General features: G+C 70.7%; 13 protein-coding genes and 1 pseudogene. 5 read left to right on the forward strand and 9 right to left on the reverse strand.

Annotated elements, in window-relative coordinates:
- Both ACZ3IG_RS27225 and ACZ3IG_RS27230 read right to left on the reverse strand, forming a co-directional pair.
- Positions 1-220 (reverse strand): annotated as a pseudogene (locus ACZ3IG_RS27225) (transposase); the annotation flags it as partial.
- A gap of 11 nt (positions 221-231) precedes the next feature.
- Positions 232-633 (reverse strand): DUF4158 domain-containing protein, encoded by a 402-nt coding sequence (locus ACZ3IG_RS27230; RefSeq protein WP_467435545.1) that lies wholly within the window; start codon positions 631-633, stop codon positions 232-234.
- 161 nt (positions 634-794) lie between these two features.
- Between ACZ3IG_RS27230 and ACZ3IG_RS27235 the strand changes: the two genes are divergently transcribed.
- Both ACZ3IG_RS27235 and ACZ3IG_RS27240 read left to right on the forward strand, forming a co-directional pair.
- A complete protein-coding gene (locus ACZ3IG_RS27235) occupies positions 795-1,118 on the forward strand; it encodes a hypothetical protein (protein ID WP_467435329.1) in 324 nt (107 codons plus the stop codon).
- Between the two features lie 254 nt (positions 1,119-1,372).
- Positions 1,373-2,917: an FG-GAP-like repeat-containing protein gene (locus tag ACZ3IG_RS27240; RefSeq protein WP_467435331.1), complete on the forward strand. Its 1,545-nt coding sequence runs from the start codon at positions 1,373-1,375 to the stop codon at positions 2,915-2,917.
- Here ACZ3IG_RS27240 and ACZ3IG_RS27245 read toward each other — a convergent pair.
- From ACZ3IG_RS27245 to ACZ3IG_RS27275, 7 genes are all read right to left on the reverse strand, one after another.
- The gene (locus ACZ3IG_RS27245) at positions 2,904-4,016 is read right to left on the reverse strand and encodes a hypothetical protein (protein ID WP_467435332.1); all 1,113 of its coding nucleotides are present in this window, start codon (positions 4,014-4,016) and stop codon (positions 2,904-2,906) included. The two genes, ACZ3IG_RS27240 and ACZ3IG_RS27245, sit on opposite strands and share 14 nt — an antisense overlap.
- A gap of 164 nt (positions 4,017-4,180) precedes the next feature.
- On the reverse strand, positions 4,181-5,116 hold the full coding sequence (locus ACZ3IG_RS27250; RefSeq protein WP_467435333.1) for an alpha/beta hydrolase family protein: 936 nt from the start codon (positions 5,114-5,116) through the stop codon (positions 4,181-4,183).
- Positions 5,117-5,276: 160 nt separating this feature from the next.
- Positions 5,277-6,470, reverse strand: coding sequence for an elongation factor Tu (gene tuf, locus ACZ3IG_RS27255; RefSeq protein ID WP_215164886.1), 1,194 nt, complete (start codon positions 6,468-6,470; stop codon positions 5,277-5,279).
- A gap of 191 nt (positions 6,471-6,661) precedes the next feature.
- Positions 6,662-8,788 (reverse strand): elongation factor G, encoded by a 2,127-nt coding sequence (gene fusA / locus ACZ3IG_RS27260; protein WP_467435336.1) that lies wholly within the window; start codon positions 8,786-8,788, stop codon positions 6,662-6,664.
- A gap of 39 nt (positions 8,789-8,827) precedes the next feature.
- Positions 8,828-9,298: a 30S ribosomal protein S7 gene (rpsG, locus tag ACZ3IG_RS27265; protein WP_003992340.1), complete on the reverse strand. Its 471-nt coding sequence runs from the start codon at positions 9,296-9,298 to the stop codon at positions 8,828-8,830.
- A gap of 2 nt (positions 9,299-9,300) precedes the next feature.
- Entirely contained in the window at positions 9,301-9,672 is a 372-nt protein-coding gene (rpsL, locus tag ACZ3IG_RS27270) for a 30S ribosomal protein S12 (protein ID WP_003948652.1), read from the reverse strand.
- A 344-nt stretch (positions 9,673-10,016) separates the two neighbouring features.
- Positions 10,017-10,523, reverse strand: coding sequence for a DUF1707 and DUF4190 domain-containing protein (locus ACZ3IG_RS27275; protein WP_467435338.1), 507 nt, complete (start codon positions 10,521-10,523; stop codon positions 10,017-10,019).
- Between the two features lie 167 nt (positions 10,524-10,690).
- Between ACZ3IG_RS27275 and ACZ3IG_RS27280 the strand changes: the two genes are divergently transcribed.
- From ACZ3IG_RS27280 to ACZ3IG_RS27290, 3 genes are all read left to right on the forward strand, one after another.
- Positions 10,691-11,398 carry a Crp/Fnr family transcriptional regulator gene (locus tag ACZ3IG_RS27280; protein WP_467435340.1) on the forward strand — a complete coding sequence of 236 codons (708 nt, stop codon included), beginning with the start codon at positions 10,691-10,693 and terminating at the stop codon, positions 11,396-11,398.
- Positions 11,399-11,727: 329 nt separating this feature from the next.
- Positions 11,728-12,636 (forward strand): hypothetical protein, encoded by a 909-nt coding sequence (locus tag ACZ3IG_RS27285; protein ID WP_467435342.1) that lies wholly within the window; start codon positions 11,728-11,730, stop codon positions 12,634-12,636.
- Complete coding sequence (locus ACZ3IG_RS27290; RefSeq protein ID WP_467435344.1) at positions 12,633-14,807, forward strand: hypothetical protein; 2,175 nt, start codon at positions 12,633-12,635, stop codon at positions 14,805-14,807. The genes ACZ3IG_RS27285 and ACZ3IG_RS27290 overlap by 4 nt, the downstream gene beginning before the upstream one ends.
- The last annotated feature ends 32 nt before the right edge of the window (positions 14,808-14,839 follow it).

Consider the following 14,839-nt stretch of genomic DNA (forward strand, 5'->3'; position numbering starts at 1 on the left):
CGGCTTCTTCCAGGGTGCGGCGCATGCGCCATTCCTGTCCGTAGGCGCAGTCACCCGTCACCCAGGCGAGCGGCAAGGGTGAAGCAAGAGCTCGCGGGATCATCGCGCGGGCCAGTTCTCCCTTGGTCGCGAACCCACGGCTGGCAGGGACTTTCGCGGCCCCGCACCGGTCCGTGTCCCCGGTCCAGGACTTGGGCAGGTAGAGGCCCTCGGGGAGTAGCCGAACGGAAATCAGCGGTAGCCGCTGACCCGGATCATGGTCCGGTCGGGATGAGGGCACTGACCCGGTTCTCGTACTCGCAGCCGGTGGTTCTTCATGGTCTTCGCCGCCCGGTACACCGGCAGCGTGCCCTCCGGCAGCTCCACCACCCGCCGCACGAACTCCGCCACCGCCTCCGGGACGTCCTCCACCTTCGGGAAACACCCCATGCGCTGATACGACTTCAGCGTCAGCAGCAGGGCCAGCAGATGCTCATCGCTGTCCGTACGGCCAGCGGCCCACTGAAGCTCATCGCGAGTCGGCGAGAAGAACAGATGCAGCTCATGCGCGGTGATCAGCCGCTTGAACCGCGGATACGCGGTCCGTTCGATCGAGGTCACAACCCACCCCAGGCCCCAGATGACGGTCAACATCACCACCAACGACACTGAGCCGAACGGGTGACGGGCCGGGCCCTCACAGCTTCTAGATCATCCCACGGCCCCTTTTGGGCTCACCTCGGCGATACCCCTTCGCCGAACTCGTCTTCCGAGGACTGGGCAAGCTGCCCGCCGCAGAGATCTGGAGCGAATTGGTGGTTGTGGACCTTGATTTCTACCAGTCGGACTTCATGAAGAAGGCACTGGCGAAAGCGCGCACCGAAGGCCTCGCCAAAGGACACGCAGAAGGCCTCGCCCAAGCGCGAGCCGAAGTACGCGCAGAAGCACGCGCAGAAGCACGCGCCGAAGGCGAAACCCGACAGGCGGTCAAAGACGTCCTCGACGTCCTCGCCCAGCGCGGCATCGACGTCCCGCCGGAGGCACGCGAGCGCATCACCCACTGCGGTGATCCCGAGCTGCTGCACACCTCGCTCCCGCGAACCGTGACCGCGACCTCCCTCGACGAGGTCATCGACTGACAGTTCCGAGGAACGCGCCCAGCCGGGGCGGAGAGCCACCATGCCGGCCCTCCGCCCCGGACGCGAGACCACCAAGACGCCCCGAGGGTTCCCGCGCTCCGCCTGCCGCGCCACAGCCCACCCGGATGAACCCGCGGTGAACTCTGCCCGCAGACTCCGGGACACGGCGCAACCCTCGTCTCCTCTCCCCGGTCCGAAACCACACCGCGAAGGGAGCGGTACCACACGCCACAACGCCACAGAGGAGCAGCACGATGCGCAGCACGCATGTCCCGCCCAGTGCGTCCGGCACCCCCGTGAGACGGAGGGCCGCCACCGCGACGGCCGTCCTGCTGACTCTCGGGGCCACCCTCACCGCAGGTGTCACTCCCGCGACCGCGACCACCCCGGCCGCCCCCGCGTCCACCCCCGCTGTCCACGACGACTTCAACGGCGACGGCTACCCCGACCTCGTCGTCTCCGCCCCCGGCGGCACCGTCAGCGGCCAGAAGGGCGCCGGTTACGTCGCCGTGCTGTACGGCTCGGCGGACGGTCTGTCCACGGCCCGGCGGATCACCTTCAGCTCCAGCACCCCGAACGTCCCGGGCACCGCCCAGACCGACGACGGCTTCGGGCAGACCACCGCCTCCGGCGACCTGGACGGCGACGGCTACGCCGACCTCGTCGTCGGCATGCCGCACAAGGACATCGGGACCACGGCCGACGCCGGCGCGGCCGTCGTGCTGTGGGGCACCGCGACCGGGCTCCAGTCCGCCGGCGCCACCTGGCTCCAGGACACGACGCCCACCGCCAATGGCCACTTCGGCCTGGGACTGGCCACCGGCCGCTTCACGGGGGCCGGTGTCGAGCTGGCGATGCTGACGCGGAGGAACATCTCGACCTACGCCTTCCAAGGCATCGCCGCCGGCCGCCCTTGGCAGGTCACGCCGGTGAGCTGGAGGTGGCACGAGGACTTCACCCCCTTCGGCTTCACCGCCGGGGACTACGACGCGAGCGGCGCGGACGACCTGGTCCTGCTCGGCACGTTCACCGAGACCGAAACGATCGTTCCCATCGAAACCCATGGCTCGTCCAGCTTGCTGTCCGGCGGTCCCGACGGACTGACGTACGGCCACGGATTGCAGGGCGGCCCCGCCGGTTCCTCCGGTGACATCAACGACGACGGCTACACCGACCTCGTCCTCGGCTCGTCCGTCGACTGGCACCACTGGTACGACGACGCGCAGAACAGCGGAAGCGTCAACGTCTTCTTCGGCGGACCCACCGGCCCGGCCAGCCCGGAACCCGACCAGCACTGGACCCAGACCACGGTCGGCACCACCGGTGAGGACACCACAGGCGACCGCTTCGGCGCCGCCGTCTCCGTGGGCGACGTCGACGGCGACGGGTACGCGGACGTCGCCGTCGGCGCCCCGAACAACGACATCAACACGCTCACCGACCCCGGCACCGTATGGGTGATGCGCGGCACCGCCGACGGCCTCACCCCGCGCGGCCTGGCCAGCTTCAGCCAGAGCACCCCGTCCGTGCCCGGCGACAACGAGAGCGGCGACCGCCTGGGCAGCGCCGTGCGCCTCATCGACGCCGACCAGGACGGCACCGCCGAACTGGTCGCCTCCGCCCCCGGCGAGGACACCGGCGACGGCGCCGCCTGGTACTTCCCCGGCACGAGCACCGGCCCCACCGGCAAGGGCTCGTGGAACTTCAACGGCGGATCACTGGGCGCCCCCGTGCCGGACGCCCGCTTCGGCCAGACCCTCGGCGGCACGATCGAGGCCGAGCCCCTCAGGTTCCCGTGACCTTCCCGCAGGTCATGTCCCGCTTCGCCGTCAACGGCTCACTCCGGTCGTAGGGATCAACCTCCGGCCCCGTCGCCGGTGACCCCGTCGCGGACGCGCCGGAGAAGGACGGGTGCAGGTACCCGTCGTACACCTCGCACGCGGTGTTGCCGAAGTCGGCGTAGTACGACTTCGGCAGCAGCCGCCCCTCGGTGGCCTCCCACCGCTCCGGGTCGGCCAGCATCATCGTCACGTCCCGGCGGACGATCGTACGGTCGACGGCCTCGTCGCCCCCGACCCGCTCGACGGCGTAGACGAAGGTGTAGTCGGCGTGCACCTCGACCGAGCCCGGGTCGCCGGCTTCGTACGTCATCTCCCCGCGCACCTTCACCGCGCCCCCGATGACCCTGGCCCCGTCCGGGTCGAACCGGGTGAACAGCGTCAGCGGGTCGTCCTCCCGGCTCGGGTCGCTCAGCGACCGCTCCACCTGGTCCGTCAGGCCGGGACTCTTCGGGTCGAGCAGACCGATCGCCTTCTCCGGGCGCCCACCGCTGAGCACATCCGGGTCGAGGTGGGAGGCGACCAGCAGTTCCTTGGTCATCCGCAGCGCGGACGCCACGTCCGCCTCGCTCATGCCGCCGACCGCCTTCGCCTTCGGCAGCTCGATCCCTTCCGCGCCGTCGGCCCAGCTCAGCGCGGGCGACCCACGGAACGGCTGCTCGCGGGTGGGCAGCCCGGAGTCCGGGGACTTCGCCTCCGTCGTTCCCGTGTCACCGAAGCGGTCCAGCAGCAGCGAGGGCCGTACGGCCACGACGGCCACGGCCGCGGCCAGCACCACGCCGACCACGGCGAGGACACGGCGCCGGCGCGTGCGGCGGCCGTTCATCCCCTGCCACGCGGGGCCGGTACGCCACCCGGGCGGGTCGGCCTGCCGGCCCTTCCCCTGCCGCCGGGCGGCTTCCTCCTCCTCCCGCAGCCGCCGCGCCACCATCCGCGCCCGCGCCGAGGGCTCCTTGGGCGGCGGCGTGCCCCCACCCGGGGAGCCCTCGACGGCGTCCTTCAGGAACGCCTCCAACTCGGCGTCGGACAGGGAGGGTTCGTCACCGGACGAGGTACTCACGGTTCACTCACAGGCAAGAGACGGGACATGTCGCGGGATCAGTTTTCCTCCCGGCACCGACAATGCCCATACCTGTGGGCGACCTGTGATCAAATCGGACCCCGCGCGCCCGACTCGCCTCGCGCGCCCGACTCGCCTCGCTCGCCCGGCTCTCCCCGCTCGCCCTACTTGGACGCGACCCGCCCCACCGGCTCGGCCTCCGCCGCCAGCTCGTCGCACGCCGCCTCCCAGGCACCGTCCCCGGGGACGAGCGCACCGCGCAGGTACGCCGCGGCGAGCCGGGCGATGTCCGCGACCCGCGCCGGGTTCTCGTCCGTCGTCTCCGCGGCGTCGTACCCGGCGATCCCGCCGAGGCCGTGTCCCGCGCCGAACACGGTGAGCAGGGACTTGGGACCGGGAGCGAGGTGGTAGGGGTCGACGTGCCACTCCGGGCCCAGGTCCGTGAAGTGCCGGGAGTCGTCCTCGTCGCCGGCGACGACCAGGGCGGGCGTCGTCATCGTGGAGAAGTCGATGGACCGGAAGACCGGGACCACCTCGGTCATCGGGCCGGTCAGCACGTCCCCGCCCCGGCCGGGCGCGGCCAGCAGCACACCCGCCTTGATGCGGGGTTCGAGCAGGCTCACCACCTGGCCGTCGTCGGGGTCGGTGGCCCGCGCCCCGAGCAGCAGGCTCGCGGTGTGGCCGCCGAGCGAGTGCCCGGCGACGGCGACCTTGCCGTGGTCGAGACGCCCGGCGAGCCCCGGCACCGCGGCCTCCACCGCGTCGAGCCGGTCGAGGACGTGCGTCATGTCCTCGGCGCGGGAGCGCCAGAACAGGGACCCGGAGCCGGGGCCGCCGTGCAGGTGGCTCAGCGTCCGGGAGCTGAGGTGGGTGGGCTGCACGACGGCGAAGCCCTGCGCGGCCCAGGCGTGCGCGAGCGGCGCGTAGCCGTTCAGCGAGGACAGGTGGTTCGAGGGGCCGTGACCGTGCGAGAAGAGGATGACGGGCAGGCCGGCCGCCCCGGTCGCGGGCACGGTGACCCGCACCTGGAGGTCCACAGGACGTCCGGGTACCGGCAGGACGACGGGGCTGTACGAGAGAACAGGGGTCGGTGCGTTCATGACGCGCCCTCCACTAAGCGGAACCATGTTCCGTTACTATACGGAACATGGTTCCGCTTAGTCAACGCACCCGCACCCGCACCCGCACACAGCGAAGGGGCCCGCACGACCGAAGTCGTGCGGGCCCCTCCGTGAGACCAGGCTGGAAGCCCGGATCAGGTCACTTGTTGATCTTGGTGACCTGGCCGGCGCCCACGGTCCGGCCACCCTCGCGGATGGCGAACTTCAGGCCCTCTTCCATGGCGACGGGCTGGATGAGCTCCACCTTCATCTCGGTGTTGTCACCCGGCATGACCATCTCGGTGCCCTCGGGGAGGGTCACCACGCCGGTCACGTCCGTCGTACGGAAGTAGAACTGCGGACGGTAGTTGTTGAAGAACGGCGTGTGGCGGCCACCCTCGTCCTTGGACAGGATGTAGGCCTGCGCCTCGAACTCGGTGTGCGGGGTGACCGAGCCCGGCTTGATGATGACCTGGCCGCGCTCGACGTCCTCGCGCTTGATGCCGCGGAGCAGCAGACCGACGTTCTCACCGGCCTGGCCCTCGTCGAGCAGCTTGCGGAACATCTCGATGCCGGTGACCGTGGTGGTGGTCTTGTCCTGCTTGATGCCGATGATGTCGACGGTCTCGTTGACCTTGAGGACACCACGCTCGATGCGGCCGGTGACGACCGTACCGCGACCGGTGATGGTGAAGACGTCCTCGATCGGCATCAGGAACGGCTTGTCGACGTCGCGCTCGGGCTCCGGGATGGACTCGTCCACGGCCTTCATCAGGTCGAGGACGGACTGGCCCCACTCCTTGTCGCCCTCCAGGGCCTTCAGGGCGGAGACCTTGACGACCGGCAGGTCGTCGCCCGGGAACTCGTACTCGGAGAGGAGCTCACGGACCTCGAGCTCGACGAGCTCCAGGATCTCCTCGTCGTCCACCATGTCGGCCTTGTTCAGGGCGACGACGATGTACGGGACGCCGACCTGGCGGGCCAGGAGCACGTGCTCCTTGGTCTGCGGCATCGGGCCGTCGGTGGCGGCGACCACGAGGATGGCGCCGTCCATCTGCGCCGCACCCGTGATCATGTTCTTGATGTAGTCCGCGTGACCGGGGCAGTCGACGTGGGCGTAGTGACGCGTCTCGGTCTGGTACTCGACGTGCGCGATGGAGATGGTGATACCGCGCTGGCGCTCCTCAGGAGCCTTGTCGATCTGGTCGAAGGCCGAGGCCTCGTTCAGGTCCGGGTACGCGTCGTGCAGCACCTTGGTAATGGCGGCCGTGAGGGTCGTCTTACCGTGGTCGATGTGACCGATGGTGCCGATGTTGACGTGCGGCTTAGTCCGCTCGAACTTCGCCTTCGCCACTGGGGTCCTCCTGTGGAGTGGTTCTGAACGCCTTGCTTCATCGGCGCCAGGTGATCTTTGCTGGATAGCCCGGGCCCGGGGGGCATTCCGCCGGCTGCACGGCGGCTAGCCGATTCGCGGCGGAATGCCCTGATGCAGGCTCCGGAGTCAAGCCTAAAGCGTGGGAACGTGGTCCGTTAAACGGAGCCTCGTTACTCGCCCTTGGCCTTCGCGATGATCTCCTCGGCGACGTTCCGCGGAACCTCGGCGTAGGAGTCGAACTGCATCGAGTAGCTTGCGCGACCCGACGTCTTGCTGCGGAGGTCGCCGACGTAGCCGAACATCTCCGACAGGGGCACGAGACCCTTGACGACGCGGGCACCAGCCCGCTCCTCCATGGCCTGGATCTGGCCACGGCGGGAGTTGATGTCGCCGATGACGTCACCCATGTAGTCCTCGGGCGTGGTGACCTCGACGGCCATCATCGGCTCCAGGAGCACGGGCGAAGCCTTGCGGGCGGCCTCCTTGAAGGCCTGCGAACCGGCGATCTTGAACGCCAGCTCGGAGGAGTCGACCTCGTGGTAGGCACCGTCGAGCAGCGTCACGCGGACACCGGTCATCTCGTAACCGGCGAGGATGCCGAACTGCATGGCCTCCTGCGCGCCGGCGTCCACCGAAGGGATGTACTCCTTCGGCACACGGCCACCGGTGACCTTGTTGACGAACTCGTACGAGGCGTCGCCGCCCTCGATCGGCTCGATCGCGATCTGCACCTTGGCGAACTGGCCGGTACCACCGGTCTGCTTCTTGTGCGTGTAGTCGACGCGCTCGACGGCCTTGCGGATCGTCTCACGGTACGCGACCTGCGGCTTGCCGACGTTGGCCTCGACCTTGAACTCGCGCTTCATCCGGTCGACCAGCACCTCGAGGTGAAGCTCGCCCATACCGCCGATGACGGTCTGGCCGGTCTCCTCGTTGGTGGACACCTGGAAGGAGGGGTCCTCCTCCGCGAGACGCTGGATGGCGACACCCAGCTTCTCCTGGTCGCCCTTGGACTTGGGCTCGATCGCGACCTCGATGACCGGCGCCGGGAAGTCCATGGACTCCAGGATCACCGGGTTCTTCTCGTCGGACAGCGTCTCACCGGTGGTGGTCTGCTTGAGACCCATCACCGCGACGATGTCGCCGGCGCCCACCGCGTCGATCTCCTCACGCTTGTTGGCGTGCATGCGGTAGATCTTGCCGATGCGCTCCTTGCGGCCCTTGACGGAGTTCAGCACGGAGGTGCCGGACTCCAGGCGGCCGGAGTACACGCGGACGAAGGTGAGCTTGCCGAGGTGCGGGTCGCTCATGATCTTGAACGCCAGCGCCGCGAGCGGCTCGTCGTCCGACGGCTTGCGCGCGATGACCTTCTCCGGGTCCTTCACGTCCTGGCCCTCGATGGCCTCGACGTCCAGGGGGGAGGGGAGGTAACGCACGACCGCGTCGAGCAGGGGCTGGACGCCCTTGTTCTTGAACGCGGTGCCGCAGAAGACGGGGGTGACGGTGGTGCCCTCACCCTTGCCGGAGGCGATGGTGATACGGCGGATCGCCGCGTACAGCTGCTCCACGGAGGGCTCCTCGCCCTCCAGGTACAGCTCCATCAGCTCTTCGTCGTTCTCGGCGACGGCCTCCAGAAGCTTGCCGCGGTACTCCTCGGCAGCCTCGGTGTGGGTGTCCGGGATGTCGACGATGTCGTACATCTCGCCCTTGCTGGCCTCGGCGGACCAGACGAAGGCCTTCATCGTGACGAGGTCGACGACGCCCTTGAAGTCCGCCTCCGCACCGATCGGCAGCTGCATGACCAGCGGCTGCGCGCCCAGGCGGTCGGAGATCATGTCGACGCAGCGGTGGAACTCGGCACCCGTGCGGTCGAGCTTGTTGACGAAGCAGATGCGCGGGACGCCGTAGCGGTCCGCCTGACGCCACACCGTCTCGGACTGCGGCTCGACACCGGCGACGCCGTCGAACACCGTCACGGCACCGTCGAGCACACGCAGCGAACGCTCCACCTCGACGGTGAAGTCGACGTGGCCCGGCGTGTCGATGATGTTGATGGTGTGGTCGACGTCTTCCATCGGCCAGTGACAGGTGGTGGCAGCAGAGGTGATCGTGATGCCACGCTCCTGCTCCTGCTCCATCCAGTCCATCGTGGCGGCGCCGTCGTGGACCTCACCGATCTTGTACGACACACCGGTGTAGAACAGGATCCGCTCGGTGGTGGTCGTCTTGCCCGCGTCGATGTGGGCCATGATCCCGATGTTGCGGACCTTGGCCAGGTCAAGTGAAGTGGTAGCCATAAGGCTTCAGTCTTCTCTCGGTCTCGATGTGGGTAGCGACTACCAGCGGTAGTGCGCGAAGGCCTTGTTGGACTCGGCCATCTTGTGCGTGTCCTCGCGCTTCTTGACGGCCGCACCGAGGCCGTTCGAAGCGTCGAGAAGCTCGTTGAGCAGACGCTCGGTCATGGTCTTCTCGCGACGGGCGCGGGAGTAACCGACGAGCCAGCGCAGCGCGAGCGTGTTGGCGCGACCGGGCTTGACCTCGATCGGCACCTGGTACGTGGCGCCACCGACACGGCGGGACTTGACCTCGAGGGTCGGCTTGATGTTCTCCAGCGCGCGCTTCAGCGTGATGATCGGGTCGTTGCCCGTCTTCTCACGCAGACCTTCCATGGCGCCGTAGACGATGCGCTCGGCGGTGGAACGCTTGCCGTTGAGCAGCACCTTGTTGATCAGGGAGGTCACCAGAGGAGAGCCGTAGACCGGGTCGATGATGACCGGACGCTTCGGGGCGGGGCCCTTACGAGGCATTCTTACTTCTCCTTCTTGGCGCCGTAGCGGCTGCGAGCCTGCTTGCGGTTCTTGACACCCTGGGTGTCGAGGGAGCCGCGGATGATCTTGTAGCGAACACCCGGCAGGTCCTTCACACGGCCGCCGCGCACGAGCACGATGGAGTGCTCCTGCAGGTTGTGCCCCTCACCCGGAATGTAAGCGGTGACCTCGATCCCGCTGGTCAGACGCACACGCGCGACCTTACGCAGGGCCGAGTTCGGCTTCTTCGGGGTGGTCGTGAACACACGCGTGCAGACGCCGCGACGCTGAGGGGAACCCTCGAGTGCGGGCGTCTTGTTCTTCTCGACCTTGTCCTGCCGGCCCTTTCGGACCAGCTGCTGGATCGTAGGCACTACTTCTCCGGTCTCTTGTGCCGATGGGTACAGCTAACCTGGAACGTCGCCGACCCACGCGGTCGGGTGTGTCGAATCCGGCGGACTCCCGCCGCGAGGCGAAAAGAGCACAGATTACGGTGGCCGCGCTCGGCCCCCGTACGGTTCACAGGCACGCACAGGAGCCAGGGCACACCCCAGGCACAAGGTCTGAGCGTACCTACCGCATTCGCTGTGGTCAAAACAAATGGGACCGGCCCGCATCCCCGCACGGCCCCTGTCAAGCCCCCGCACCGGAGTTGATCTTCAGGTCCGCCTCGCCGGAGGCCGTCCGCTCCTCCGGAAGGTCACCCCGCCTCCGGGCGTCACCCCGACGAGACCAGCCCCGCCGCGATGAGGAGCGTGACGAAGAACGCCCACCCTGCGACCGACAGCCAGCCCAGCACCAGCCCGGTCATGGCGAGCCCGTCACCGCGCTCCCCGCTGCGCCGCATCTCCCCGCGGGCGGTGTGCCCGAGGATCACCGCGGGGATGCCGGTGAGACCGCCCGTGGCGAACGTGAGCACCCCGCAGACCAGGGCCCCGACCGCCTTGCCGTTGGTGGCCGGCGGGGGCGGCAGGAAGGCCGCCGGCGCCACGGCCCGCCCGACCGGCGCGGGCCCCTGCGGCAGATCCGCGACCAGCAGCGCCAGCTCCCCGACGGTCCGCGCCTCGTAGGCCCGCGCGACCCGCTTCTCGAACTCGGCATGCTCCAGCCTGCCCTCCCCGTACCCGGCCCTGAGCACGTCCACGGCCCGCTCGCGCTCGGCGTGGGAGGCGAGGACGGACGGGGGGTGGGAACCCGTCGGCGGTTGCCATGCGGGGTACGACACGGGCCGGCACCTCCCGGGGCGAGGGTTGGCTTCCATCATGCGCCCGAAGCCGCCCGTCCGGCACCGGTGCGTGCGGTGTGACCGGTTTACCGATCTGCCGTTCATGACAACGACAGGTTCAGTACGTTGAACGGTCGCTGGGGACGGACCGAGGGGGACGGGGGCTCATGACCACGGCAGACCTGATGGGAGAGGCGGGCTTCGACGACCAGGTGCCTTTCCTGGCGCGGCTGGAGAAACAGGACCGCGAGGCGCTCCTCGACCTCGGCCGTGAGCTGCGCTTCCGGCTCCGGGACGTCCTCCTCCACCAGCACGAGCCGTCGTCGTACGTCCTGTTCGTCACCCACGGGTGGACGAAGGTGACCGCCGCCGCCGTCAACGGCTACGTGGCCCTGCTCGCGGTGCGCGGACCCGGCGACATCATCGGGGAGTCCGCCGCGCTCACCGGACGGCCGCGCTCGGCGACGGTGACCGCGCTGGAGCCGGTGCGCGCGGTGGCGGTCGAGCGGACGCGGTTCACCGAGTTCCTCTCCGGCTCGCCCGCCGTGTCGTACGCGCTGCTCGGGCTCACCTCCGACCGGATGCGGGCGGCCGACCAGCGGCGGGTGGAGTTCGCGGCGATGAACGTGCGGGAGCGGCTCGCCGCCCTCCTCCTGGAACTGGCCCGCACCAACGCGCGCTACACGGAGGCGGGGGTCGAACTGCTGGTCCCCCTCACCAAGCAGGAGCTGGCCGGGTCGGTCGGGGCGTCGCGGGAGATGGTGCAGCGGGAGCTGAAGGACCTGCGGTCGCGCGGCGTGGTGGTGACGGGCCGACGGGCGCTGGTGATCGTCCGGATGGACGTCCTGCGACGCATCGCCCGCGCGGACGGCTGAGCCCCGGCCGGGAGCCGGGCGCCTGAGCCGCGGGCCGCTGGGCCTCTCGCCCGCGGCCCGCTGCGCACCGCCGTGAAGCGACCGCCGTGAAGCGACCGCCGTGAGGCGCTGCGCGCCGGCCGTGCAGCGCCGTGCCTCGGCCGCACGGGCACATCGCCCGCCGAACCCTTGCCGTCACGCGTCGCCGGCACCCGGCACCCGCACAGGCGGGCACCCCGTCTCCCCCACTGTGCACACGGTCACAGTTCGAGTGCGTCATCCGCCCTCTTCCCACCGCCACCCGGGACGCCACTCTTCTCACCAGGCGACACTCTCACCGGAAGGCGACCATGGCGGACCCCGTGAGCCGGACGATCCTCCTGCTCGACATCGAGAAGTACAGCGACCGGGACGATGTCGAGCAGGCGTACCTACGGCGCATGCTCTACGACATCACCGACCGCGCGCTCGAACGCGCCGGCATCGACGAGACCCGGCGGCTGCGGGCCGACCGCGGCGACTCGGTGATGGAGCTGATCGACGCGAACGCGTCACTGACCGCGCTGCTGCGGGCCCTGCTCACCGAGGTGCCCGCCGAGTTGCGGGCCGTCAACCGCATGGCGTCGCGCTCCGCCCAGATCCGGCTGCGCGGTGTCGTCGCGTCGGGCTACGTCGCCGTGGACGGACACGACGGGTGGGTCGGCTCCGACCTCAACCACGCCTGCCGGCTCCTCGACGCCCAGTTGCTGCGCGCGGCCCTGCGGGAACGCCGCGACGACTTCGCGCTGTGCGTCTCGGAGAGCGTGTACTCCGGCGTCGTACGGCACGACCACCCCGGCATCCCGGCGGACGACTTCCGCGCGGTGACGGTGGACAGCAAGAACGGCCCCCTGCGGGCCTGGCTGCACGGCCCGGTCCCCGGCGGCGAAGACTCGGCCGCAATCCATGACCACAGTGGCACGGGGGTGGGGGGAGCCCCGGTGCCGGACGGCTCGGGGGAGCGTCCGGCACCGGGGCATCGACCGGCCGCTCCGCCACAGGCCGACGCCCGGCAGCAGACGCCCCCGGCCGCGGCACCCGCGGGCGGTGCCGTCTTCCACTTCACCGGGGGCGCCCCCAGCTTCGGCGGCAGCCTCGTGGGCGGGAATCAGCACGGCGTGTCCGGCGGGCAGGTCTCCGGAGGTGTCCACCTGGGCGGGACGAACGGCCCGGTGACAGAGGGCGCCCCGCGGACTCCGTCCGGAGGTGAACCGGCATGACGGCGCCCCCGCTCCAGGAACCCTCGGCGGACTCCGCGCCGCGGCCGTCCGAGCCCCCGGCCCCGTCTCCCCCGACTTCGACCTCCCCCTCCCCGCCCCCGGGCATCACCGGGAGCGAGGAGCCCCAGGAGCTGACCCAGGAGGCGCGCGCCGCCCAGCGCGAGCTGTTCACCCACGCGCCGGGCTTCATCCTCGGGTCGGCCGCCTCCTTCGGCGGCAGTCTCGTCGGCGGGTCCCAGCACGGCGTGTCCGGCGGCCACGTGACGGGAGACGTCTTCCTCGGCGGCAAGACCGAGGTCCACCACCACGGGCCGGCCACGGACCCGTACGTCTCCGGCCAGATCCCGGGCGAACGGCTGGCCGCCCTGGCCGCGGTGTTCGTCGAGGGCCCCGTCTTCGCGGGTGCCCTGGAACGGCTGCGCCGGGAGCGCGTCCTGGTCCTGTCCGGCGCCCACGCCGGCGGACGGTACGCGGCCGCGCGCATGCTGCTGCACCGACTGGGCGTGCCCGCCGTGCACGCCCTGCCCGCGGAGACGACCCCGGCCGCCCTGCCGGGCCTGCTCGGGCAGCCGGGCGGCTACGTCCTGCGCGACCTGCCGCTGACCCGCAACCGGCCGCTGCGCGACACCCACCTGTACGCGGCCCGCGACCGGCTCGAACAGGCGGACGGATACCTCGTGGTGACCGTCGAGAACTCGCCGTTCCTGCTGGGTGTCACCCCCACCCGGTGGGAGCCTCCCGAGACGGCGGACGTGCTCCGGGCCCATGTGGTCCGGCGGCGCGCGGACGACGCCGACCGGCTGCTGGACCTCACCCCCGTACGCGAGTTCCTCGCCCGGCACGCCCAGGGCCCCCGCCACCCGGCGGAGGCGGCCGAGTTCGCCGAGGCGCTGGCCGCGTACGACGGCAGCGACCGTGCGGAAGCCCGGCTCACGGACTTCGGCCAGGCGGCGGTGGAGAAGCAGTGCCGCGACCGGCTCGGTGACACCGGCACCGATCTGCGCGACAAGGCGTTCCTGATCGCGCTCGCCGTCTTCGACCGTGCCCCGTACGTCCTGGCCGCCGAACTGGCCGACCGGCTGTTCGTCCATTTCCAGCGTCTCCAGCAGCCCGAGGAACCACCGGAGATTCCGGTGTTCGGGCTGTCCGCCGAGACCCGGCTGGAGCGCGCGGGCGCCGAGGGCGAGATGCGGGACGAGGCCACCGAATGGGGGGTGGTTCCGCAGTTCACGGCGTTCTTCCCCCGGGAGGACGCGCCCCGCGCGCTGCTCGCCGAGGTGTGGACGGGGCACCCCTCGGCCCGGCCCGCGCTCGTGGCCTGGCTGAAGGACCTGGCCCGCGACGCGCGTCCCGTCGTCCGCACCCGCGCCGCGGCCGCCGCCGCGCTGCTCGCCCGCGCCGACCTGCCCTCCGCGATCGCCCTGCTCATCGGCGACTGGGCCGTCTCGCCCTCCTTCGGCCCGCGGGTGACCGCGGCGAACGCGCTCACCCTCGCGCAGTTGCTGGACGCCCCGGTCGTCCTGCGGCTCCTCACCCAGTGGTGCACGGACACCCACTGGGCCCGCCGCTGGACCGCCATCCGTGCCTTCGGGCTGCTCGCGCCGCTCCGCCCGGACCTGGCCGCGCCGGCCCTCGCCGCGCTCGCCGGCCGGGCCCGGGCCGACAACAGCAGCCCGGCCGAGAGCGCCAACCTGATCGAGTCGACGGCACTGCTGCTGTCGGTGGGCGCGCGCCGGGGCGAGATGCTCTCCGAACTCGTCCGGCTGCTCCACCACGACACCCCGGCCGTCCGCGCCCTCGCCCTGAACGCGTTCGTGCGCGCCTGTGACAACGCCGAGGAGAGCGCGCTCGTCGAGTGGTACGCCGACACCGGCATGTACGAGGCGGCCACGGCCCGCGACCTGGCCACCCTGTGGCGCACCGCGCTGGGCGACCGCGCCCACACCCGGCAGGCCCTGAGCGCCCTGCGCACCTGGGTGCGGGTGGCCCAGCACCGCGCCGACACGGCACGCGCCCTGGAGCTGCTGCTGCCCGCGCTGGTCGTCACCGCGGCCGACCGCGACCGGCTCTGCCACGAGCTGCGCACCCTGCGCGCCGAGGACGGCGGCCCCCGCCCGCCCGTGGCGGACCACCTGCTCGCGCTGCTGCGACCGGCCGCCGCGACCCCCTGATCCACCAGGACCCGAAGCAACACGAGGAGTTG

The organism is Streptomyces sp. NPDC016677 (assembly GCF_055562815.1).